The organism is Escherichia sp. 93.1518 (genome assembly GCF_013368915.2).
GTDB classification, from domain to species: domain Bacteria; phylum Pseudomonadota; class Gammaproteobacteria; order Enterobacterales; family Enterobacteriaceae; genus Escherichia; species Escherichia ruysiae.
Window position 1 is genome coordinate 35,290 of the sequence record NZ_JABWMT020000027.1, and the last position, 22,062, is coordinate 57,351.

Below are 22,062 nucleotides of genomic sequence, written 5' to 3' on the forward strand. Positions count from 1 at the left end.
AATGGACAAACAAACCTTGCAAGAAACAGTGAGCCAGGTTCTGGATGAGATGCGCGAGCGCCCTATCCCTCTGGGCGTCTCCAGTCGTCATATTCACCTTTCGACTGCGGATTATGTGCGCCTTTTTCCTGAACAACCGATCAGCGAGAAAAAACCGTTATTGCAACCAGGTCAATTCGCTGCTGAACAAGTTGTTACGCTGGTGGGACCAAAAGGCAAATTGCACAACGTTCGCTTGTTGGGACCGCTACGCAACGCAAGCCAGGTGGAAATTTCCCGGACAGATGCCAGAACATTGGGGATCACCGCTCCGCTACGCATGTCAGGCGATCTCAGCGGCACACCGGGGATTCGACTGATAAGCCCGTTTGCCGAACTGGAAATCGCTTCTGGCGTAATTGTCGCGCAACGGCATATCCATATGTCTCCGCTTGATGCCCTGATTTATGGCGTTACGCATGGCGATAAAGTGGCGGTCGCCATTGAAGGTGATGAGCGACGACTGATATTCGATAACGTGGCTGTTCGCGTCTCACCGGATATGCGTCTTGAAATGCATATTGATACCGACGAAGCCAACGCTGCAGGCGCTGATAATCCTGACGTTTTTGCCATGCTGGTGGCGCTGCCATGAATCATGTGCTGATGCAACGCATTGTTGACGAAGTGATTTTTCGCCTGAAACAACGTGCGGAAAAAACACTCACGCTGACCGTTTCGCAACTGCGAGAAGCCAGCGTTCACAAGATAGTTCATCAGTATGCATCGTTACAAATTCGATACGTCGATCTGCCGTTGTTGCGACAGCTTGCAGAGAACGATACGTCAGGCGGAGCAGTAACCCACCTTCACGAGGCGTTAGCATGGGGAATGCACCTTCAATTATCGTTGCAGCGTCATTTACTGAACGCCATTGAATTGAAGACTCTCGCCCGTCTACCGCTAAGCTGGTGCGACGAACAAGGACAACCAATCCACCTTCATCGTGGTCGACTTTTAAGTTATGCCGACGTAGCACCGTTATGCGCGGGGATACTGGTACTACAGCGGAAATGTTGTGTGACCGCACTTGCGCGTGAAGCGGCAATTACCCGAAACATTCAGTTAATCAGGCAGGAGTAACCCATGCATCTGGCTCGAGTCACCGGCGCGGTGGTATCCACGCAAAAATCACCTTCTCTGATCGGGAAAAAACTGCTGTTGGTTCGCCGGGTCAGTGCCGACGGCGAATTGCCTCTCACACCGTTAACCGGCGACGAAGTTGCCGTTGATTCAGTCGGCGCAGGCGTTGGTGAACTGGTACTCCTCAGCAGCGGCTCCAGCGCCAGACATGTTTTTTCCGGCCCCAACGAAGCCATTGATCTGGCAGTGGTCGGCATTGTCGATACGCTTTCACGCTAAGGACTTTAACGATGGCGATTTATACCCGAACAGGTGATTCAGGAAGTACATCTCTATTTACCGGACAGCGTGTCAGTAAAACTCATCGACGTGTCGAAGCCTATGGCACGCTGGATGAACTGAACGCGACGCTCAGTCTGTGTTATTGCGCCACCTCCATCGAAAGCCATCGCATCTTCCTGGAAGCCATTCAGCAACAAATATTTTGGTTTAGCGCCGAACTCGCCAGTGAAAGCGAACAGCCGTCAGCGCAGCAGCGTTACATCGGAACAGAAGAAATTGCCGCGCTGGAAAAAGCGATCGACAGCGCAATGAACGCTGTCCCTCCAGTTCACAGCTTCATTCTGCCTGGTCGTTGTGAAGCCGCGAGCCGTATGCATGTCGCCCGCACGGTAGCCCGGCGGGCTGAAAGACGTCTGGTTGAACTGACAACGGAAACCACCGTCCGGAATGTTTTGTTGCACTATATCAACCGACTTTCCGATTGCCTGTATGCCCTCGCCCGCGTGGAAGACAACGTTGCTCATCAAAACCTGATGATTCAGGAAATCACAAAACGTTATCACGAAGCCAACCACACTCCAGCATTAAAGGAACGCACGATGTCGCTCACTTTTCAGGATCTTCACCAGCTCATTCGTAGCGCGGCAATACGCGCGGATGAACTACATATTCCCGTTGTCATCAGCATTGTTGATGCCAACGGGACAGAAAGTGTTACCTGGCGGATGCCCGATGCCCTGCTGGTCAGCAGTGAACTGGCACCGAAAAAAGCCTGGACCGCCGTGGCGATGAAAACGGCAACACACAAACTTGCTGACGCCGTACAACCCGGAGCGCCGCTTTACGGACTCGAAAGCCATATGCAAGGCAAAGTCGTCACTTTTGGTGGCGGTTTTCCCCTCTGGCGTGACGGAATATTGCTCGGGGGGCTTGGCATCAGCGGTGGTAGCGTTGAACAAGACATGGATATTGCCCAAACCGCAATGGCAGCAATTAACGCAGGAGCAAACCTATGAATCCCACTGAATTAGAAGCGATTATCCGCAATATCCTGCGCGAACAACTGATGCCCAGTGCGTCGCAAATGCAAAGAAATGGGATTTTCCAGACTGTCGATGAGGCCGTCTGCGCGGCACACCTGGCCTTTTTGCGCTTTCAACAGTGTCCGCTTAAAACCCGCAGCGCCATTATCAGCGCCATTCGCGAAGAATTAACGCCCCGCCTTACCGAACTGGCAGAAGAAAGCGCCAGCGAAACGGGAATGGGAAATAAAGAAGATAAGTATCTGAAAAACAAAGCGGCACTTGGTAACACGCCAGGAATTGAAGATTTAACCACCACTGCACTAACCGGTGATGGAGGCATGGTTTTATTTGAATACTCTCCATTTGGTGTTATTGGCTCGGTCACGCCGAGTACCAATCCCACGGAAACCGTCATTAATAACAGCATCAGCATGTTGGCAGCAGGCAATAGCGTCTACTTCAGTCCTCATCCGGGAGCCAAAAACGTATCGCTGAAACTCATTGCCATAATCGAAGACATCGCGTTTCGCTGTAGTGGCATTCATAACCTGATCGTTACCGTATCTGAACCGACCTTTACAGCCACCGAACAGATGATGGCGCACCCTAAAATCAGCGTTCTGGCGATTACCGGCGGTCCGGGTATCGTCGCAATGGGATGAAAAGTGGCAAGAAAGTGATTGGTGCCGGTGCGGGTAACCCGCCGTGTATTGTCGATGAAACGGCGGATATTGTGAAAGCTGCCGAAGACATCATCAACGGCGCTTCTTTCGATTACAACCTGCCGTGTATCGCTGAAAAAAGCCTGATTGTCGTGGCGTCAGTGGCAGAGTATTTAATTCAACAGATGCAAAGTTTTGGCGCCCTTCTTCTTAACCATGAGCAAACTGAAAAATTGCGCGCCGTTTGTCTGCCAGATGGTGTCGCCAATAAAAAACTGGTCGGCAAAAGTCCATGCCATCTTCTGGAAGCGGCTGGAATTCCTCTACCGCAGAAAACGCCACGATTACTGATTGCCGTTGTTGACGCCGATGATAACTGGGTTACCTGTGAACAACTGATGCCGATGCTACCCATTGTGAAAGTCAGCGATTTTGACAGCGCGCTCACCCTGGCGCTGAAAGTCGAAGACGGTTTGCACCACACGGCAATTATGCACTCGCAGAACGTCTCACGACTCAACCTTGCTGCGCGCGTTATGCAAACCTCAATCTTTGTCAAAAACGGTCCCTCCTGGGCTGGTATTGGCGTTGGCGGCGAAGGCTTTACGACCTTCACCATTGCTACACCGACCGGAGAAGGGACAACGTCAGCACGGACTTTTGCCCGCTCACGACGCTGCGTGTTAACCAGTGGCTTTTCCATTCGCTAGAGAAACGGAAATGAATACTTTTTCATTGCAGACACGTTTATACAGTGGTTTGGGAAGTCTCAAAGTCCTTAGCCGTTTCACCAATAAGCACATCTGGATTATTTGCGACGCCTTCCTTGCAGGTTCGCCATTGATTGACACGTTGCGTCAGTCGCTGCCTGATAGCAACCGCATCAGTATTTTTAGCGAAATAACGCCCGATCCAACGATCCAGACCGTGGTAAAAGGCATTGCACAAATGCAGACTTTACGCCCGGATGTAGTTATCGGTTTTGGCGGCGGCTCTGCACTGGACGCCGCAAAAGCGATTGTCTGGTTTAGTCGCCAGTGTGCTATTGAGATTGAAACCTGCGTTGCTATTCCCACCACCAGCGGCACCGGTTCGGAAGTGACCAGCGCCTGTGTCATCAGCGATCCCGATAAAGGGATTAAATATCCTCTTTTCGATAATGCGCTTTATCCGGATATAGCGGTTCTCGATCCCTCACTGGTCGTCAGTGTGCCAGCCGCGATAACTGCCAATACCGGAATGGATGTTTTAACCCATGCCCTTGAAGCTTATGTTTCTCCCCGTGCCAGTGACTTCACGGATGCACTGGCCGAAAAAGCCGTGCAAATTGTTTTTCACTACCTGCCCACAGCAGTGAATAAAGGCGATTGTCTTGCCACTCGCGGCAAAATGCATAATGCATCTACTCTTGCAGGAATGGCCTTTAGTCAGGCTGGGCTTGGGTTAAATCATGCAATTGCCCATCAACTCGGCGGGCAGTTTCATCTGCCACACGGCCTGGCGAATGCGCTCCTGCTCACGACGGTTATTCGTTTTAATGCTGGCGATCCGCGTGCAGCCAAACGCTATGCCCGGCTGGCGAAAACGTGCCATTTATGCCCTGACGATGCCAATGACACCGCAAGCCTGAATGCACTCATTCAACATATTGAACAGATAAAAAAAGCCTGTTCAATGCCGACTCTCGCCAATGCACTGAAAGAAAAAAAAGCAGAATGGTCATCACGTATTCCAGATATGGTTCGGGCTACGCTAGCGGATGCCACACTGCGTACCAATCCACGAGCGGCTGATGCCATCGTTATAGCAGAACTGCTTGAGGAGTTGTTATGAACGGCGAGTTAATGTCCATTGACGAACAGACGATCCGCGAGCGAGTACAGGCAGCAGGCGTCGTGGGTGCTGGTGGCGCAGGCTTTCCAACACATATTAAGCTGCAGGCGCGGGTTGACACTTTCCTGGTGAATGCGGCGGAATGTGAACCAATGTTAAAAGTAGATCAACAGTTAATGGCACAGCAAGCCAGCCGCCTGCTTCGCGGTGTTCACTATGCGATGAAAGCCACCGGAGCCAGTAGCGGAATTATCGCGCTGAAAGAGAAGTATCAACCGGCAATAAACGCACTCACATCATTGCTTCCGACGGATATCCGGCTGCATATTTTGCCCGACGTTTACCCCGCAGGAGACGAAGTGCTGACCATCTGGATGGCAACAGGTCGCCGCGTTCCTCCCGCTGCGTTACCCGTTAGCGTCGGTGTGGTGGTCAATAATGTGCAAACCGTACTGAATATTGCCAGAGCCGTTGAACAACAGTATCCGGTGACGCGACGCACGCTTACTGTTAATGGTGCAGTGGCTAAACCAATAACAGTGACCGTTCCCATCGGGATGTCTTTACGCGAAGTACTGGCGCTGGCAGGCGGCGCAACAGTGGATAATCCTGGTTTTATCAATGGCGGTCCGATGATGGGTAGTTTGATCACATCGCTCGACACGCCAGTCAGCAAAACCACTGGCGGCTTGCTGGTTTTACCCAATTCTCATTCACTCATCCAACGTCGAATGCAGGATGACCGTAGCGTACTTGCCGTCGCGAAAACCGTTTGTGAGCAATGCCGCTTATGTACCGATCTCTGCCCACGTCATTTAATTGGTCACGAACTGTCGCCACATTTGTTAGTACGTGCGGTTAACTATCAACAGCTCGCTACGCCGCAACTGTTACTGACAGCTCTCACCTGTTCGGAATGCAACGTCTGTGCCAGCGTCGCCTGTCCGGTAGGTATTTCGCCGATGCGCATAAACCGCCTGCTTAAGCAGGAATTACGCGCCAAAAATCTCCGCTACGAAGGCGCCTTAAATCCTGAGGATGTCATGGCAAATTATCGGCTGATCCCAGTAAAACGGCTGGTAACCAGACTGGGATTAACCCCGTGGTATCAGGATGCGCCATTGTCTGAACAAGTGCCTCAGCCCGAAAAAGTGACACTATTGTTACGCCAGCATATCGGTGCCAGCGCAATTGCATGTGTACAAAAAGGCGATCGCGTCGTTCGTGGGCAATGTGTAGGCCAAATTCCACACAGCACATTAGGTGCCCCTATTCATGCCAGTATTGATGGCACGATCAGTGATGTGACAGAAAACGCTATTACGGTTGTGAGAGGTTAACCATGTCGAAAGCGGTAGGTATTTTAGAACTTAGCAGTATCGCGAAAGGGATGGAAACCGGCGATGCCATGCTGAAAAGCGCCAATGTTGAGTTACTGGTCAGCAAAACGCTATGCCCTGGGAAATTTCTGCTGATGCTTGGTGGCGATGTCGGTGCGGTGCAACAGGCTATCAACAGCGGCGCTTCCCTTGCAGGTGAAATGCTGGTCGACAGTCTGATCCTCCCTAATATTCACCCCAGTATCCTTCCCGCAATCAGCGGACTGAACCATGTTGAACAGCGTCAGGCTGTCGGTGTGGTCGAAACCTGGAGTGTGGCAGCCTGCATTGATGCTGCCGATTGTGCTGTTAAAGCTGCGAATGTCACTCTCGTTCGCGTGCATATGGCTTTTGGCATTGGGGGGAAATGCTACATGGTGGTTGCTGGCGATATTTCAGATGTTAATAACGCGGTCTCTGTCGCCAGCGAGCGCGCAGGTGAAAAAGGGTTGCTGGTCTATCGCTCGGTGATTGCCCGTCCGCATGAAGCCATGTGGCGTCAGATGGTGGAGGGATAATGACAACTCTGCACACAACTGAACGGATGATTCAGGAATATGTCCCTGGTAAGCAGGTCACGCTGGCTCATGTCATTGCTAATCCAGGGAAGGATCTGTTTAAGAAATTAGGTTTACCAGATACCGTTTCCGCCATTGGCATACTGACGATTACCCCCAGCGAAGCGTCTATTATCGCGTGCGATATCGCTACAAAGTCAGGAGCAGTAGAAATTGGTTTTCTTGATCGTTTCACTGGTGCCGTAGTACTGACTGGCGATGTTTCAGCTATCGAATATGCACTTAATCAGGTTACCCGCACGCTGGGTGAAATGATGCACTTTACCGCCTGCCCCATTACACGGACCTGACGTTATGCAACGTATGATGCTTATTGGTCCCAGTCAGTGCGGAAAAACGTCACTCACGCAATGTCTGCGCGGAGAAGATCTTCAGTATCAGAAAACGCAGGCAATCGTCTGGTCACCGGCCACTATTGACACACCAGGCGAATACCTCGAAAACCGCAGCCTTTACAGCGCACTGCTGGTCAGCGCCTGCGAAGCGGACATTATCGCGCTGGTGCTAAATGCGGACGCACCGTGGTCACCTTTTTCGCCAGGTTTTACCATGTCAATGAATCGCCCGGTCATTGGGATAGTAACCAAAGCGGATTTAGCCAGCGTGGCACAACTATCTTTGGTGAAATGTTGGTTACGGGAAGCTGGAGCGCGCAACGTGTTAGTGACCAGTGCGATTAATAACATCGGAGTTGCAGAACTTTTTGCCTTGCTGCATACAAAAGAAGGCTGTCGCTAATTTCGATATGTTATCAGATGGGAATGATGACTTTTGATACACAGAAAAGAGTCAATGAATAATGAGGGTTGCCGGGCAACCCTCATCAAATAAAGCAGAAATTACTTTGCTTCGCCGTTTTTCATTTCACCCATAGCTTTCAGCTTTTTAGAGATATCGCGGCGTTCTTTGGAAAGCTCTGCATTTTTGATGATGTAATCGTCAACGCGATCTTCATAGTCACCTTTCATGCTGGCGATGATGCCCTGGATTGCTTCTACGCTCATACCAGGCTTAATGTAATCGCTCAGGTTGTCCAGCAGCAGGACACGCTTCTGGTTGTCACGGATCTTTTTCTCAACGTCCTGGATTTCACGTTGCAGTTTGTTCTTACGGCGGAACAGACGAACAAATTCCAGTACGTCCTGGAATGAAGGCTTGGTAGTTTCCATTTTTATACCCCTGATAATGTGAGAGTCGGATTCGTTTAAGCAACCGCTATTCGTTAGGGCCAACATTACTCATAGCTGCCGCAGATGACAATGCTTTTATCCCTTTTCACTATCATACCCTTTATCCTTGCTGAATCGAAGCAGCTGCAAGATGATTCTGAAGTTCAGGAATTATTTGCGCAAGGCCCGGCAAATCAGATTCGATAGCAACTCAAGTTGATGTGCCGTTTCCATGTTCAGCCACACATAGCCATAAATCGGTGTTTCCACGACCTTCAGCTCATGGTGGTTATCGAGCAACTGGCGCAACTCTTCCACAGCATCGTTCAATTTTTCCGTATTGGCAAAAACCGGCTGAGGATTACCTTCGTACAGCGCATGAACAAGGCTCAGCACTATTTGCTGCATCATGTGCTGTGTATCACGCAGTTTTTGCGCGTTCAATAACACGAAATGGCTGGGGCGCGTGGCCCAGTAAGCATTGATTTGCAGCTCCAGCATACAAACCAGATTACGGTTAATAGTCTGGATACCTTCATATATCGATTTTGGAATACGGGTTTCTTTGCTGGCAGGCGCAATCAGCCCACGCATTTTCACGGCATCGGTCAGGAGTTTTTGCAGATGGCTTTCCAGACGTGGGCGTTCAAGTAAGTTCGGTGAGAATGCAGATTGATAGACCCGATTATACTCGGTCAGACTTTTCGCCAGTTGAATGCGCCAGTGGATGAACGCCCGTTGCGGCCAGATACCGGTAAACAGCATTGCCAGTAAAGAGCCGAGGATCACATCGCCACTTCGCCATAATGCCGTATCAATTTCACCTGTTGGGGAACCAACAACAATTGCCAGCGTCACACCAATCAATAAGCCTTGATACGGTTTCTTGCCGAGTGCCAGCCAGCCACAAAGAAACATGGCAGCCGCGCACCAGACTAACATCAGCGGTAAAGAGATTAACTCCAGTCGCAGAGCAATAAGACCTAAAATTGAGCCAAACACCGTACCGCCAATACGTTCAAACGCACGAGGGACGACGTTACCCCAGAACGAAATTGGTCCCATGATCACTACCATAGTGACCAACGGCCAGGTGCTTTCCGGGATAGTAAACAGGCGAATGATGAGAAAGGTGAGCAAGAACGCCAGCGCAACCCGAGTACCATGAACAATGCGGTAATGACGGTAGACTCGAATTTCGAACGGGCTTAAGGACTTATCGGCACGCACGCGGGCACTCCGTGTAAGAGGGAAAAAACGATCATAATGTGCAATCTGACAAACCTGGTGCAATAACGCTATGTAACAACTCTGTCCGGCAAACCGGGAATAGCGGACGTTCCCGGTTTGGTTGTCAGAAAACTGAAGGCGGATCTTACTCTTTTACATAACGAAAAACAGCGTGGCAATCAGGTTAACCTCTGACCCGACGTCATTTATCAGCGCCGTTTTGGCTGCACCGCGACATACATTTCGATATCCCAATAACCATCTTGCGCGCCATTGTTCAGATAAACCTCAAAGCAGGGCTTTGGTAACATTTCGTAAGCACTGTCCTGCAAGAGGCTGTTAAAGAACTGATACCAGGGTTTCGCAAAATCATCACCCACTACGCGAGCTACCGCCACCGCATACTGACCACCCGAAATTTCTGTCAGGATGACGCCCTCACTGTTTTCGGGAAGTGTGAAATTATCTGCCACCGAAACTACGGTGTCACAACGTAACTTTTCGGCAGGTGTTTCATCTGGATTATCGTAATAGACCGCCACCCACTCCTTCGGAACAATATTTTTGTTATCAACCCACATCATCAACTGCTCAAAACCTTGCTTTACCGTTTGTTCCCACGGGCCAACGAGATGGAAACCTGCAACGGTACGTTTATCTTCCTGCTTAATCTCGTAGTTCATGACGCCTCCACTTATACTGGTTTTATATACAGTATGCTTTGTAATATAAAAACCACAAGGAATGAGTGTTGATTATGCGAGCAGACTCGCACTCCTGCCAGTCTGCGGCGTAAGAAAGGTCAGGCTTTATGCTCGAAATAATCACTCAGCCGGGAAAACACACCGCCTTTCCCGACAGATTCCAGGGTGACCAACGGCCAGTGCGCCACCTGTTTATCGCGGTCATAAAGTTCAATTTCCCCTACCCGCTTATGGGCGCTAATTGGCGCGGTCAGTTCTTTACCATCAAGGGTATATTTTGCTTTGATATTAGGAATCTCCGCTTTTGGCAGCACCATCCAGAACTCTTGTTCCGTTCCCAGAGCGATGTTTTCTTTATCGCCATACCAGATTCGTTCTGTGCCAACCTTTTTCCCCCGGTGCAAAATTTGCACCGTAGTAAAGTTCTGTTGCCCCCAACGCAGCAGCTTCCTTGCTTCTTCTTCGCGGCCTTTTGCGCTGTCAGCCCCCATCACCACCGCAATGAGACGACGCTGACCATCCACCGCCGAAGCAATGAGATTAAACCCGGCACCGGAAGTATGTCCGGTTTTCAGGCCGTCAACATTCATGGTTTTATCCCACAATAATCCGTTACGGTTTTGCTGGGTGATACCGTTCCAGGTGAGGCTTTTTTCGCTGTACATATGATAAAACTCAGGCTCGCCGTGGATGATAGCGCGAGAAAGCACGGCTAAATCATAGGCCGAACTGTGCTGACCGGGTGCATCCAGACCATGCACTGTTTCAAAATGCGTATCCTGAAGATGCAACTTCTCAGCATAATTGTTCATCATATCGACAAACTGCCGTTGCCCACCGGCAATATAATCAGCCAGTGCAACACAAGCGTCATTTCCGGAGTCCACAATTAAACCACGGCTTAAATCACGTACCGATACGCGATCGCCCTCTTTCAAAAACATCAGTGAAGACCCGACAAATACCGGATTATCTTTCGCCCACGCATCGCGTCCTACAGTGACAATATCGTCTGGCGTAATGCGATGGCTATCGATTGCACGATCAACAACATAGCCAGTCATCAGCTTAGTCAGGCTGGCAGGATTGCGTTGTTGATGCTCATTACCCGCCGTGAGGATCTGACCGGTTGTGTAATCCATCAAGACCCATGACCCTGCATGAATCTCTGGAGGCTGGGGTGAAAAGGGAATATTTTCCGCCGCAAAACCAGACGATAAATTAAAAACGAACAAAGAAGCAGCAATAATAAGACGGCGTTTCAACAGCAAATCCTCAGGAGTTTCAAATAGCAGTTCTTTTTACGGAAATCCTGATGAACTGGCTGGAATAAAGTGCAAGAAAATGTGACAGTTATCTCATTTTTAATCTGACATTATCAGTTGCCACTCTCTGCCAAATTGTCGCTCTAAAGCTGATTAGCACGGTGATATTTGATACTCTGACACACAGCAGAAATAACGGATTTAACCTAATGATGAATGACGGTAAGCAACAATCTACCTTTTTGTTTCACGATTACGCGCAACACCCCTGAGAACCGCCATGAACAAGGGTTTCATGATTTGTGATTTTAGTTTGGTACGCAATTTGGTACACAACACAATTTTCACTTCAGCGGGTAGTCATCAAACTCACCATAACGAGCATCGTTGATGATGTATGTGATCACCACAAATATCACATCTGGACTAGTTCCGTCTTCATGCGCAGGTATCTGTTCACGCCTCCCTTTCTGCAAATCCTAAAGATGAGATTTTGGGGTTTTGGGATATCTTTTTATCCTCAGTTCTCTATCCATTCTACAAAGCAGTAATGAACCATCACCGTGTGATAGTGAGGCATCCGCTACGTTAAGCGCAGAGAAATGATGCAGTGGTGGTCTGGCTGGATTGATGAAAAGGTGTAGCAACCAACATTGCTATATCTCAGATAGCACAAAGCCTTGCAATCCAGTGCAAAGCTTTGTGTGTCTCAGTTTTGTCTCATAGGTAACTCTGTGTTAACTACGATGCAAGAATCCATACCAATAAGCATCCGATAATTGGGAAAGAAAAATCCAACAAACTTCCCACATCCCACACGCGTGGATCAAAACCTCCCCACCACGGCATGTTGATACGTTTCCCTTTCCCAAACTTTTCTATCCAGCGATATTCTGCCTGGGTGTGTTCACGCGCAATGAAGAACGTACAACCGGCTATCGCACCGTAAGCCCAGTTTCCGGTAAAAAGACCAACCAGAACTTGTGCGACCACAGCGCAAAGTGCGTGATGAATTGGGGTTTTATCCATCTACTCTATCTCTTTTGCTTTTTTAATTATCAATTCAAGCTCTGTTAAACGAGACTCAATGCGTTCACACCTTCTTCGCTGGAATGCAGCCTCCAACCACAAACATTCATCTGGACGCAATCCCCAACGCTCACCAGCATGTACAACCAGTTCCGTGTCACCAGTATCGTATTCTTCAAAGTATTCGTGAACGATGTCTTCTCCTTCAGGGGATTTAGCTATAAATGACACCTTGCGCTGTGCCATTACAGGTTGGTACTCATCATCCCATTTATCATGACATAGCAAGCCAAATCTTGTTCCATCTATCCCCTTTGCAAGAAACGCATCTCTTACCTGCTGTGCAATTGCTCCGAAATGCCAACGAGCAGTATCCGAACCTTTAGCCTTAATATCGGACAACCACTGGTAAACGATAATATTTACGTCACCCCATGCGTCAAGAATTGCATCCTGATCCACCTCCATGATTTCTGAAAGTTGCTCTACTGTCAGTGGCTTTGTTTTCAATGTCTGGTCTGAAGTATTTATTGCCCCATTAGTTGCATATACTTGCGTCCACCGTTTAGATGATGTCCCACATGATGACGTATTATCTTTATTAGCACTTATATAGCCATTAACCTCCGCTGACTGACCGATATACGAATATGAAGATGTTGATAAGGGAGATTTAAATATCCATTGAGCATTGGTAAAGTCATAAATACCGGTATCACCTTTTTCACTAACATGAAAAGTTACATTCCGTAACGTATTCTTTGCATCATAACGGGCGGCTTGTGTTGTTGCCCTCGAAACAGTGAATCCTTTGTCATCAAGGTTTGCCTGCTCTATGACTTCACCACCAGGCATAATTTTACCAAGGCTTAACAAACCAGAGTTAGTGACAATATCATGGGTTGAATCAATGATAATACCAGGCTGATTTCTTGATGTTGTTTTTACATGCATTACCTGTTGTGGCATTAATGTGTAAAATGTAGTTTCTCGCCCACTATCACCATCTGGTATGCCATTTGTATTCCCCATTACAAGGTCATACCCACCTGCAATCATACGGAAAAACATTGCTTCTGGTTCATATGTAAGATTGCTAACATCTGGCGTTCCGGTATCATTTGGATCTGCTATTTCATAGGCTCTTCCTGCACCTGCCTGTATTTGCTGCACCCCAAGATAAACACCATCAAGTGTGTACTGATGCAAATATTTTCTGGTTGAAGAATATGCAGATCCAGCCTGACAAAAATAAATAGCAGTACCGTCACACGCAACTGTTTGCATATCCCTCACAAAATCGGCAATTTCAAATTCAAAAGTTGCTTCATTACGATAATCGTAATTGTACGCCTGCGGGTTAATAAATTTGCTGGTATCAAATACTTTTACATAATAGCGAATTTGATCAGGTGTTGATGGGCTCTCACCTGGGCCAACATAACGTTTTGCTGTAGTAATCAGCCATCGACTCATAGGGTCGGTGCATAAAACATTTACCTGATTCTCGTAACCATCTTCCCATATGAGAAAAAACTCTGGTTCAATTTCACCACCATCAGTAGGGGTGAATCTGGTGATATACTTTGCGCGATCCTCTCCTTTAGCTGTACCAGCTAACCCCCATATCTGTAACTGGCCTCTTGTGTTACGAAAACCAACGCGCCCTATGGTTAAACCAAGACATTGATGTCCTAATTCTCTACTACCTTTAGTCTCCCAAAGAGGAGTTAACTCTTCATTCCCAAACCAATTATAAGCAACAACTTTATTAACTTCATCACCAGAACTAACGCTGCCACTCACATTTACCAAGCAATAAAGAACACTGTCATAATAATCAAGAACAGCACCTTGTATGACAGTATTTTTAATTGTTGCCAGTCGCAACCCTGACTTAACATGATTAGGAGTAGAAGGTCTGAAACCTGTATACATCCCCTTTTTTATAGTTTGTATTCTTTTTTCAGTAAAATCAGCATCTGGCAGTAATCGATTCTCTGTGCGAAAATAGCCATTTATATACTTATTCCCATCAAAAACTTGATCTGTTATATATGTATTACCCCTTAGATCAACAATCCTTCCTGTGATTTGTTTTTCTAACTCTTGAAAAGATAATGTGTCATCGGTGATGCCATCACCTTTTGCTCCCCATCCGCGAGGGTCAGCGTCATCACGCCACCGAGACATCTGCAATTCATGATATTTTTTAGCACCTTCCGGGTCTTCTAATTGTTGTCTTAATTGATCAGGATCGTACTTAAGCACATTCGGAAAATAGAACTGCTGCGTACCATATGCATCGTAAACAGCCATAGAATGGCCTTGCACGGTAACGAATTTGGAAATCTGCCCGTTGTATACCGGGTATCCAGCAGCATTGATAACGATTGGCTGTGGCACCTGAACATAAGTACCATCTTCTCGTTCCAGATATACTGGAATCTGGTTTTCTGGATTTACCGGATCTGTGTCAATCTTACCGATATAAATTTTTCCATTTGCTACGGTTTTAAAAGAGCTAGCCATTGTGAAGAGTTGCGATGGCATACCTATCACAACATTTGGGGTTATATCAGGCATATTAGTCATCCTGTTTGAAGATTTAGATATTGAAGAAAACGGAATGACTGCAGACAAAGATGCAATTGTTTTGAAAAATAATCTTCTATTCATTTTAAAACTATGCAACATGAACAAAACAATTATTTTACAACAAGCAAGAATCTTGATCAACAGACATATGCTTTATGCGTTTAATGCGTCACTTAAAAATAACAAGTACTACTTTTATTCCTATCGTCCATGATTTTCATTTTCAAATATTATTAAATAACAATTCCTATTTATAATATCTGTCATTTAATCTGCTCCAGATAAAAGGAATCGCTGCAGCGTGGCTACGGTGAATTTTGGGCATAAAAAAACCCAGCCGAAGCTGGGTCGTTGCGTTGGTTATCTGTCAGTAGTTATGTACTGAAGGAGGTAATTCTTTATTCTTAAGTCTCATCCATGCGGAAAGATTCGTTGGTCCGTCTGGCTCATTGATATCAACATCTCGTGTGTGGTTTATTAAAACGTCTCTTGCCATTCCGATAACATACGAGAACTCATGACCATAGTCGTAGCATCTGCCGGAATAGTTCGATTGAATTTGTTTTAGCGCCGGATACAGTTCGCGGAATAATGCCTGTGAGCGGTTGGCATAATCCCATAACCATACAAGGCTGTTTGCTTCTTTTGCAGAAAGCTCGTTTGCTTTCTTCTCTTGTTTGCCGATTAACTCGCCTTCAAGCGGAACGCGAGCTGCAAGTGACAGAGCTTCGGTAAACTGCTCATCGCTGATTTCTTTGTATGAACACCCAAAATGAGATTTCAGCGACGACCACATGGTAATCATTGCCTTCGCCTGTTTTTCTTTTGGCAGAGACTGACCGCGACTCATGACGAGTTGTTTAATGGCTTCCTGCTGTTCAGTGGTGATTTTACCCGGCAACGCCTTTTTAGCTTTGCGTGGGTTAACTACATGGCCTTTAGTCCAGTACTCGTAGAGCACATCGTCACACTCTTCCTGATACTGGATTACCTTGGCGCGGATTTCAGGACGGACTTTGTTTGGCTGAATGCTTGAAAGCCAAGCCGCAAACTTACGAAAGGCAAGGCATATCATTAACTGTTTACCGCCAGCAGAAGGTATTTCGATTTCCGAAATACCTTTGACAAATCTCTGTTTTAATTTAACAAATTGAGCAGCCCAAACCATACCCATGCCTTCTACAACGGGTTTCATAGGAACGTAAGGTTCATTGTTAATGCTGACCAAAAAGAGATTTGTTCCGTGGAATGGAACGTTGATTGTATGTTCTGCAATTGCTACACTCGTCATGTCGTTAATTCCTATGCGTGGTTTTACGATACCGAAGCCCTGACTGTAACCGCAGTTGGGGCTTCACTGTTTTTGTAAGTCACTGTAGTTATAAAGCCACTGACCACTCATTCTTGCTTTGATTGACTCTACTGAATCACGGCAAGGAATGATTCCACCTGACATCATTCTGATCTCCGTAAATTCACCGCTCCTTATCGACTCAATGCCATTAACGTTAACTAAAGATTTACCTCTACCAAGTGCATTCTCATAGCCAATCTCATCAACCTCAATAAACCTCATACCGTTATCCCCTCTCTCTTCAGGCTGTCCAGCAATCGCTTAATCACTTCCGAGTTAAACGACCGGCATTCTTCTTTGGCCTTTCCTGTAATCGCATCTTTTAGCGACTGAGGCATTCTCACCAAAATTCTGCTAACTTCTTTTTCCATATCGCCACCACGTGAGTTATTGTGAATCACAAACATATCACCGTGACTATATCAAGTCAAAATTTTTTTGAATACACTGTGATATCAATGTGATTATCACGGTGTAAGTATGACGAAGGTTAGAGACATAGCCCCATATAGCGTAAGAATGCCAGATAGCCTCAAGCGCGACCTGACCATAAGAGCATCGAAAAACGGACGCTCATTAAATTCAGAAATAGTTATGATCTTGCAAGCTGCTATTGATGAAGAAAAATCACCAAGATCAATAGAAGGTTTTGCTCAACAAGAATCTGAAAAATTTAGGGAGGCTCTTCTTAAGACTCTCAGCAGCATGTACGGAGAAGATAAAAAACCCACCTGACGGTGGGTTTTATTAGTGCTTGTATAGGTTGAACTCTCTATCAAGCCATATAACAAAAAATGTCGATCCAAGACGATAACCAACCATGGCTTTCAAATCATCAAATCTAAAAGCCAAGAAATGATCTACGTCTTCCGTTATATGACCGGGGATACCTGCTTTAATTGCACCCCTTGCAATCTTCTCAAATCCAAGCTTATGCCTACCTTGCTGCTTAATCTCTGCCCATGTTAGTTGACTTAATCTGTATAATTTATCAGCTAAGCCAGCTTTCTCATCTTTTTGGCATTTCGTTATGCAGTGAGAGCTTTGGATGTAACAGAATGAAAATTTCGGTTTCTTTTGATCTGAATTCCCCCCTGACTGCGGCCCTAACTTTAACTTACCTGTAGATTCAGCAGGGGGGATAATCCTTTTAGATTTTCTTGCCATCTCGTTAGTTAATCCGAGTTGCAAAGTACTCTGCCATCTCCTTAGAACTAATTTCAGAACCACCAACACCCTCAATATAGTTTGATCTCCATGGTGACTCTTCGTGTGTCATGTTCCTCAGTTTCCAGGCAGAAAATTGCCCAAAAACATCCCAGACTTCTTCTAATAGCTCTAACTGTTCTTCGCTGAATTTTTCAGCATCAAAAGACTCTGGAGAAGGGATAGCGCCATTACCATATTGTTTATAACGGCGATAAAGCTCAGGGACAACAGGGCCATGCATCCAAGCTTCCATCTTATTCTGAAAAAGAGGCTCGCCAAGCAACGCCAATGAAAAACCCTGAGCATAGTAAACAAGCTTTTGTAATTTTAAATTAGAGATTGTGTCACCGCTATCCTCGTCACACCGCGACAGGAAGTAGTCGGCGACATCAAAACAAGTAAGCATGAACACACCTCCATCTTGATAGCCACAGCTAAGTATCCAACTATGTCAAATGTCATTTAATACTATAACAAAGCTATCAGCAATCCTTCGGAGGCTAACTTACAACCACTTTAGCGACATGTTTAAACCATTACGTTTCACATTTACTGCATTTTCGCCGAAGTTACCTATAAGGTAATGTCACATTTCCTGCAAGTTTCATGCAATGTTGAAAAGTGAGCTATTCACTTTTCTATGACACCAAACACCAAAAATAGCACTTTTTGCTAAATCATTCGTCCAAGTTGTGGATGGTTTGTCGTTGACACGTTTTCACACACCACTCCACCAATACATTATCATCTGGTATCCTGAGCAAAACTAAGGAGGTTGGTGTGCTTGAATGGTTTCTGTTGGCTGCATTAGTCGTTTCTGGTTTGGTGTATGAGTATCGAATGCACTCTCTAACAAAAAAAATAGGAATTCTAGAAAACGAATATTGTGCTCTCAAATCCTCACTGGAACGTGAGCAAGGAGACTTAAAAATCTCTCTGTCTAGCATTGAGCGTTCTATAGAGAGCCTAGAGGATAAGGTTGATCGTATAAAGAATGAGGATATTCATGATATTAAGGACGACATATCCTTCTTAAAATCTTGGTTGAAAAATGTTGGTAAAATTGCCACATCAACACGAGATAAGCTCAATCCATCCATGGATGACTAATTACTCCTGTGCCATTCCGCTTAGCGATGCCACAATTCCAGCCCTTGCTAAACGCTGGAACTCTTCGTTTCCTAGTGCCTCGCGTATTGCTTTTACGGCGGCCTTATTTGCCATAAATCTGCGTTCCGCCGCCGCTAATGCTTCTTTGCTTCCGCCTGCTCTTACTGCTTTAGTTGCTTCCTGAACTGCTTTCTCTATCGCATACCGACCACTACGTGTGGTGGCAATTTTAGATACAGCGCCTTTTAACCCAGCGCCAACTAAAGCACCTGCGGCAGCGCCTGCAATGCCTCCTCCAGCGCCACCAACAATGGCACCTGATGTTGAATTGGCAATTGCATTTAACACTGTTGATGTGACGTTGGATAAACCAGCATCCAGATCGCGTAGTACATTGGCAGTTCTACCTGTTCTTTCAATATACTGCTGAGGTTTCACTGCTGCTCTTGCAAGAGTGCCATATGCATCAGCAATTCTTCCAAGCTCTGAGGAATATCGGCTAATGGCTTTTACATTTTGTGGAGTCAGTATCTCTGCGATATGGTTAATTCCTGCTGCATCAGCTTTGCCACCACGTACACCATGCGAGATAGCATCTTGCAACATTGATGATATAGCAGGAACACGCTCTGATTCTGGCAGCGCGCGGATCATAGAATGGAATCCAGCAGGACCATTAAGACCTTTAGCTGACGATGATTGAAGGGATTTTACTCCATTCGTAATCAGTGCATCTGTTGCCAAATCACGCCCGAAAACAGACTCTGCACTCTCTTGTGCTGATAACCTCGCTTTAGACAGATCATTAGCTTTCTGCCAGTCATCAAGAAATCCGCCGTTTTCCGCCATTGTGCGCATATCATCAGTAATTGCCCGGCGTATTTCCCCTGCTCTCCTTGCCGCATTTGCCTCTCCGCTACGCTTATATTTTTGCTCCGCATCAGCAAATTTCGCTCTCCATGCTTTCATGCCATCAAATGTTACTCCACCTTGATTGTTTGCCTGAACAAACTGTTTCATTTCAGGAGTAAGCGGTATGCCAGCAGATCGCTCTGCCTGAATAACGGCATTACCATTTAGCATTCTTGCTTTTTGATTTGGCATTGTTGACCGCACGTCATCCCATGCCGCGCGCTCGGCATCCTTCATCTGATCAAGATTTTGAAGAATCCTTTGTTTTATAGCCGCACTTTTTTCTGATGCCGTTCCAGATGTGGCCCCAAATTCATCAAGGTTTCGACTTAACTTTGATGATATTTCGTTAAATGCTGCCTGATGGGCGTCCTGAACAATTCCAGGTGTTGATGCCAATGCGCCTTCGGCTTGTGCAATTCCACGACTTCCAGATCGCATTCCTGGTGTTAATGCGTTTATATCAATTCCAGCAGACTCAGCCGCTTTTGCTACATCTTCGGACACATTAGCGGCCTGACTGGCAATTGACTGACGCCCAGCACCTGACTTTGCCATCCTAGAAACATCATTAGCAGAATTCAGTGCTGCACCACCAAGAGCCTGTGAAACCCTTGGCGCAATAACGCGCCCGACACCTGAAAGAACGCCTTGAGCACCAATATTGATACCACCGTTAATGGCAGCATTTTGTGCAAAATCACCCTCCTGATTTGCAGCATCAGCAAGAGAACCTGCAATCATGTTTCCTGCGGAACCGATGTCTCCTGCGAGCTTTGCTGGCGCTCCAGCAACTTTTGCCGCTGTGCCAATTGGCAGGAGATACCCACCAATTGTTTCACCGGCTTGCGCCCAAGGGTCTGTCGGTCGATCGACAGGGCGATAAACATCATCCAAAACCTTGGGGCCACCAAGCCCCTGGCTGATTGCATTAATCAGACTTGCGCCACCCTGCAATACGTCAAATGGTATGTTTACCAGACCACGACCAGCCTGTTCTGCAATTTGCCCTGCACTTTGACCACCAGTGAGCCAATCGCCAGCTTGTTGCATCAATGATGGTTCTTCTTTCTGCTGCTGAGGTGGAGGGTATGCTGCATAAAACTGATCTCTTGCTTCAGCCCATTTGTCACCAGCCTTAGGGGCAACAACCTCATCAAAATATTGCGCTTGAGCCTGTGCTTTCTGTTCTTCAGTTAACGCCTGATACTGTGGAGAAGCGATAACATCTTTCCATGCTTTAGCCATTAATCACCCCATAAAGACGAGAAACCGGACTTATTGCTGTCGCTTCCTGATTTTCGCTCACTAACATATGTGTCATAACCTGATGAACTATATCCCATTGATTCAGCCTCCCTTGCTGCAACCTTTTGAAATACAGAATATTGCGATCGGATTTCAGATAACTGTTTTCTGACGACCTCTTCAGGCTGTGTTATATCGAGTTTCGCGATAAGGTTTTCCAGTTTTTGTCCTTCAGCATTGGAGAGGCTACCCATACCTCGCATAGTCTGCACGTTCTGGACAAACGCACCCGACTTTAATTCTTCTATCGCATTACGGTTTGCAAGCCCTTCAGCACTTGTGAAGCCATCTATATTTCTTCCTTCGAAGCGACCGATACCTTCAAGCTCCTTCTTACCAAGCAAAGAATCTATTTTCTCTATCCCTCGCTCACCAGTAATCAACGCATTGTTGTAATTATTGTTGCCATCAAGCCATCTCTTAGCCTGAGACATTCTGGCTGACGTTGCAGCTTTACCGGTTAGCGGATCAATTCCCGTCGCTGCTATCTGTGAGTTAAGAGACAAAACATCCATATCCTGAAGTTGTCCTGCTCTTTCAAGGGCCGCCTGTGACTGCTTAAACACATACTTGTCGTGATTCAGTCTTGCCATTTGAGCCTTATAGGAAAGATCCTGCCCCCTAATAGCCCTCGCATTCGTCATGTCATTATTGCGAATGGTTTCGTTAATTCTTTGCTGCTCCTGCTGGCGACCAACCATCTTATCCTGAACAGCAAACGCCTTTTCTGGCCCAAGCGCACCGAGAGACATAGTAGTCAGCATGTGTGATAGCTGCTCTGGATTCTGGATACCTGTCTGAATCATCCAGTCAGCATTAGCACCAACGCGATTTAACCTGTCCTTGTTGTCAGTAATGAATTTACTGTAGGCTTCCGGTCCCTGAGAAAGAGCGACGTTAGCTCTCATGGCTAAATCGCCCATATCGTTGCGTTGCTGATCATTAAGACCTGAAAACGCCTGTTGTGCCTGTGCAACAAACGCTGGATTTTCCTGGGCAAACTTAAATAGTCCCGATGGATCACCAGAAGCCCATGCATCAGCGTGAACCTTATTGAACGCACTAATCGCTTTCTGTTGCTGTTCCTGATTGTAAATATCAGCAACTCCAGCCAGACCACGTAACGCGGTCAGACCAACGTTATTTGCACCTGATCGAGCCAGTTCATTGTTTTCGCGGATCAGACCAAGCGTTGCGTTAATGTCGCTTGCCTTTGGCGCATTCTCGTTTTGCGCACCAATGCCAGCCAGAAAACCACCAGAATTAATACCCTGTTGCCACGTAGCCATTGAT

The 22,062-nt window shown here is 46.7% G+C and carries 24 protein-coding genes and 2 pseudogenes; 12 read left to right on the forward strand and 14 right to left on the reverse strand.

The window, feature by feature from the left end; translation table 11 throughout:
• Position 1 precedes the first annotated feature (1 nt).
• The 10 genes and pseudogenes from HEN21_RS17655 (at position 2) to HEN21_RS17700 (ending at position 7,619) form a co-directional block, all read left to right on the forward strand.
• On the forward strand, positions 2–634 hold the full coding sequence (locus HEN21_RS17655; RefSeq protein WP_000361049.1) for a phosphate propanoyltransferase: 633 nt from the start codon (positions 2–4) through the stop codon (positions 632–634).
• Positions 631–1,122 (forward strand): microcompartment protein PduM, encoded by a 492-nt coding sequence (gene pduM / locus HEN21_RS17660; RefSeq protein ID WP_001017044.1) that lies wholly within the window; start codon positions 631–633, stop codon positions 1,120–1,122. Before HEN21_RS17655 ends, pduM begins: the two co-directional genes overlap by 4 nt.
• Positions 1,123–1,125: 3 nt before the next feature.
• Positions 1,126–1,401 (forward strand): propanediol utilization microcompartment protein PduN, encoded by a 276-nt coding sequence (pduN, locus tag HEN21_RS17665; protein WP_000549827.1) that lies wholly within the window; start codon positions 1,126–1,128, stop codon positions 1,399–1,401.
• Between the two features lie 11 nt (positions 1,402–1,412).
• Entirely contained in the window at positions 1,413–2,420 is a 1,008-nt protein-coding gene (gene pduO, locus HEN21_RS17670; protein ID WP_176252492.1) for a two-domain cob(I)yrinic acid a,c-diamide adenosyltransferase PduO, read from the forward strand.
• Positions 2,417–3,801, forward strand: a pseudogene (gene pduP, locus HEN21_RS17675) (CoA-acylating propionaldehyde dehydrogenase PduP). Before pduO ends, pduP begins: the two are co-directional and overlap by 4 nt.
• A gap of 10 nt (positions 3,802–3,811) precedes the next feature.
• Complete coding sequence (locus HEN21_RS17680) at positions 3,812–4,924, forward strand: 1-propanol dehydrogenase PduQ (protein ID WP_176252491.1); 1,113 nt, start codon at positions 3,812–3,814, stop codon at positions 4,922–4,924.
• Positions 4,921–6,264, forward strand: a complete 1,344-nt coding sequence (locus HEN21_RS17685) for a 4Fe-4S dicluster domain-containing protein (protein WP_176252490.1) — start codon at positions 4,921–4,923, stop codon at positions 6,262–6,264. The genes HEN21_RS17680 and HEN21_RS17685 overlap by 4 nt, the downstream gene beginning before the upstream one ends.
• Before the next feature lie 2 nt (positions 6,265–6,266).
• Positions 6,267–6,821 (forward strand): propanediol utilization microcompartment protein PduT, encoded by a 555-nt coding sequence (gene pduT, locus HEN21_RS17690; protein WP_105285089.1) that lies wholly within the window; start codon positions 6,267–6,269, stop codon positions 6,819–6,821.
• Positions 6,821–7,171 (forward strand): propanediol utilization microcompartment protein PduU, encoded by a 351-nt coding sequence (gene pduU / locus HEN21_RS17695; protein WP_000209216.1) that lies wholly within the window; start codon positions 6,821–6,823, stop codon positions 7,169–7,171. Before pduT ends, pduU begins: the two co-directional genes overlap by 1 nt.
• Before the next feature lie 4 nt (positions 7,172–7,175).
• Positions 7,176–7,619 carry a EutP/PduV family microcompartment system protein gene (locus tag HEN21_RS17700; protein WP_001189425.1) on the forward strand — a complete coding sequence of 148 codons (444 nt, stop codon included), beginning with the start codon at positions 7,176–7,178 and terminating at the stop codon, positions 7,617–7,619.
• A gap of 101 nt (positions 7,620–7,720) precedes the next feature.
• Here HEN21_RS17700 and HEN21_RS17705 read toward each other — a convergent pair whose 3' ends face one another.
• The 10 genes and pseudogenes from HEN21_RS17705 to HEN21_RS17745 all read right to left on the reverse strand — a co-directional run bounded on the left by HEN21_RS17705 (position 7,721) and on the right by HEN21_RS17745 (position 16,601).
• A complete protein-coding gene (locus HEN21_RS17705; protein ID WP_000450409.1) occupies positions 7,721–8,050 on the reverse strand; it encodes a DUF496 family protein in 330 nt (109 codons plus the stop codon).
• Between the two features lie 171 nt (positions 8,051–8,221).
• On the reverse strand, positions 8,222–9,280 hold the full coding sequence (locus HEN21_RS17710; RefSeq protein WP_001200874.1) for an FUSC family protein: 1,059 nt from the start codon (positions 9,278–9,280) through the stop codon (positions 8,222–8,224).
• Between the two features lie 209 nt (positions 9,281–9,489).
• Positions 9,490–9,963: a DNA gyrase inhibitor SbmC gene (gene sbmC / locus HEN21_RS17715; protein WP_001105400.1), complete on the reverse strand. Its 474-nt coding sequence runs from the start codon at positions 9,961–9,963 to the stop codon at positions 9,490–9,492.
• Between the two features lie 119 nt (positions 9,964–10,082).
• A complete protein-coding gene (gene dacD, locus HEN21_RS17720) occupies positions 10,083–11,249 on the reverse strand; it encodes a serine-type D-Ala-D-Ala carboxypeptidase DacD (RefSeq protein WP_010348818.1) in 1,167 nt (388 codons plus the stop codon).
• A 344-nt stretch (positions 11,250–11,593) separates the two neighbouring features.
• Positions 11,594–11,845, reverse strand: a pseudogene (locus HEN21_RS23620) (S24 family peptidase); the annotation flags it as partial.
• 145 nt (positions 11,846–11,990) lie between these two features.
• Positions 11,991–12,278: a hypothetical protein gene (locus tag HEN21_RS17725; protein ID WP_176252489.1), complete on the reverse strand. Its 288-nt coding sequence runs from the start codon at positions 12,276–12,278 to the stop codon at positions 11,991–11,993.
• Positions 12,279–14,864, reverse strand: coding sequence for a phage tailspike protein (locus tag HEN21_RS17730; protein WP_032229949.1), 2,586 nt, complete (start codon positions 14,862–14,864; stop codon positions 12,279–12,281). It abuts the gene before it with no gap.
• Between the two features lie 379 nt (positions 14,865–15,243).
• Complete coding sequence (locus tag HEN21_RS17735) at positions 15,244–16,167, reverse strand: phage antirepressor N-terminal domain-containing protein (RefSeq protein WP_176252487.1); 924 nt, start codon at positions 16,165–16,167, stop codon at positions 15,244–15,246.
• Between the two features lie 63 nt (positions 16,168–16,230).
• On the reverse strand, positions 16,231–16,452 hold the full coding sequence (locus tag HEN21_RS17740; protein ID WP_021571696.1) for a hypothetical protein: 222 nt from the start codon (positions 16,450–16,452) through the stop codon (positions 16,231–16,233).
• Positions 16,449–16,601 carry an Arc family DNA-binding protein gene (locus HEN21_RS17745; protein ID WP_000410309.1) on the reverse strand — a complete coding sequence of 51 codons (153 nt, stop codon included), beginning with the start codon at positions 16,599–16,601 and terminating at the stop codon, positions 16,449–16,451. Before HEN21_RS17745 ends, HEN21_RS17740 begins: the two co-directional genes overlap by 4 nt.
• Before the next feature lie 109 nt (positions 16,602–16,710).
• Between HEN21_RS17745 and HEN21_RS17750 the strand changes: the two genes are divergently transcribed.
• Positions 16,711–16,965, forward strand: a complete 255-nt coding sequence (locus HEN21_RS17750; protein ID WP_000170104.1) for an Arc family DNA-binding protein — start codon at positions 16,711–16,713, stop codon at positions 16,963–16,965.
• A 12-nt stretch (positions 16,966–16,977) separates the two neighbouring features.
• Here HEN21_RS17750 and HEN21_RS17755 read toward each other — a convergent pair whose 3' ends face one another.
• Together HEN21_RS17755 and HEN21_RS17760 are read right to left on the reverse strand one after the other, a co-directional pair.
• On the reverse strand, positions 16,978–17,397 hold the full coding sequence (locus tag HEN21_RS17755) for a hypothetical protein (protein ID WP_024232777.1): 420 nt from the start codon (positions 17,395–17,397) through the stop codon (positions 16,978–16,980).
• A gap of 4 nt (positions 17,398–17,401) precedes the next feature.
• Positions 17,402–17,845 carry a Panacea domain-containing protein gene (locus HEN21_RS17760; RefSeq protein ID WP_000954425.1) on the reverse strand — a complete coding sequence of 148 codons (444 nt, stop codon included), beginning with the start codon at positions 17,843–17,845 and terminating at the stop codon, positions 17,402–17,404.
• A gap of 374 nt (positions 17,846–18,219) precedes the next feature.
• Between HEN21_RS17760 and HEN21_RS17765 the strand changes: the two genes are divergently transcribed.
• Positions 18,220–18,549: a hypothetical protein gene (locus tag HEN21_RS17765; protein ID WP_000895335.1), complete on the forward strand. Its 330-nt coding sequence runs from the start codon at positions 18,220–18,222 to the stop codon at positions 18,547–18,549.
• Here the strand turns inward: HEN21_RS17765 and HEN21_RS17770 are convergent, their stop codons facing one another.
• Positions 18,550–20,709, reverse strand: a complete 2,160-nt coding sequence (locus tag HEN21_RS17770; RefSeq protein WP_080181806.1) for a DNA transfer protein — start codon at positions 20,707–20,709, stop codon at positions 18,550–18,552.
• Positions 20,709–22,058, reverse strand: coding sequence for a DNA transfer protein (locus HEN21_RS17775; protein ID WP_097418054.1), 1,350 nt, complete (start codon positions 22,056–22,058; stop codon positions 20,709–20,711). The genes HEN21_RS17770 and HEN21_RS17775 overlap by 1 nt, the downstream gene beginning before the upstream one ends.
• Positions 22,059–22,062 lie beyond the last annotated feature (4 nt).

Bases quoted from the DNA above. Each gene is read 5' to 3' on its own strand.
- HEN21_RS17760 (WP_000954425.1), bottom strand. From the start codon at position 17,845: ATGCTTACTTGTTTTGATGTCGCCGACTACTTCCTGTCGCGGTGTGAC.
- HEN21_RS17750 (WP_000170104.1), top strand. From the start codon at position 16,711: ATGACGAAGGTTAGAGACATAGCCCCATATAGCGTAAGAATGCCAGAT.
- pduT (WP_105285089.1), top strand. From the start codon at position 6,267: ATGTCGAAAGCGGTAGGTATTTTAGAACTTAGCAGTATCGCGAAAGGG.
- HEN21_RS17745 (WP_000410309.1), bottom strand. From the start codon at position 16,601: ATGGAAAAAGAAGTTAGCAGAATTTTGGTGAGAATGCCTCAGTCGCTA.
- HEN21_RS17655 (WP_000361049.1), top strand. From the start codon at position 2: ATGGACAAACAAACCTTGCAAGAAACAGTGAGCCAGGTTCTGGATGAG.
- HEN21_RS17740 (WP_021571696.1), bottom strand. From the start codon at position 16,452: ATGAGGTTTATTGAGGTTGATGAGATTGGCTATGAGAATGCACTTGGT.
- HEN21_RS17730 (WP_032229949.1), bottom strand. From the start codon at position 14,864: ATGCCTGATATAACCCCAAATGTTGTGATAGGTATGCCATCGCAACTC.
- HEN21_RS17700 (WP_001189425.1), top strand. From the start codon at position 7,176: ATGCAACGTATGATGCTTATTGGTCCCAGTCAGTGCGGAAAAACGTCA.
- pduM (WP_001017044.1), top strand. From the start codon at position 631: ATGAATCATGTGCTGATGCAACGCATTGTTGACGAAGTGATTTTTCGC.
- HEN21_RS17680 (WP_176252491.1), top strand. From the start codon at position 3,812: ATGAATACTTTTTCATTGCAGACACGTTTATACAGTGGTTTGGGAAGT.
- HEN21_RS17735 (WP_176252487.1), bottom strand. From the start codon at position 16,167: ATGACGAGTGTAGCAATTGCAGAACATACAATCAACGTTCCATTCCAC.
- HEN21_RS17705 (WP_000450409.1), bottom strand. From the start codon at position 8,050: ATGGAAACTACCAAGCCTTCATTCCAGGACGTACTGGAATTTGTTCGT.
- HEN21_RS17755 (WP_024232777.1), bottom strand. From the start codon at position 17,397: ATGGCAAGAAAATCTAAAAGGATTATCCCCCCTGCTGAATCTACAGGT.
- HEN21_RS17775 (WP_097418054.1), bottom strand. From the start codon at position 22,058: ATGGCTACGTGGCAACAGGGTATTAATTCTGGTGGTTTTCTGGCTGGC.
- sbmC (WP_001105400.1), bottom strand. From the start codon at position 9,963: ATGAACTACGAGATTAAGCAGGAAGATAAACGTACCGTTGCAGGTTTC.
- HEN21_RS17725 (WP_176252489.1), bottom strand. From the start codon at position 12,278: ATGGATAAAACCCCAATTCATCACGCACTTTGCGCTGTGGTCGCACAA.
- pduO (WP_176252492.1), top strand. From the start codon at position 1,413: ATGGCGATTTATACCCGAACAGGTGATTCAGGAAGTACATCTCTATTT.
- pduN (WP_000549827.1), top strand. From the start codon at position 1,126: ATGCATCTGGCTCGAGTCACCGGCGCGGTGGTATCCACGCAAAAATCA.
- pduU (WP_000209216.1), top strand. From the start codon at position 6,821: ATGACAACTCTGCACACAACTGAACGGATGATTCAGGAATATGTCCCT.
- HEN21_RS17770 (WP_080181806.1), bottom strand. From the start codon at position 20,709: ATGGCTAAAGCATGGAAAGATGTTATCGCTTCTCCACAGTATCAGGCG.
- HEN21_RS17685 (WP_176252490.1), top strand. From the start codon at position 4,921: ATGAACGGCGAGTTAATGTCCATTGACGAACAGACGATCCGCGAGCGA.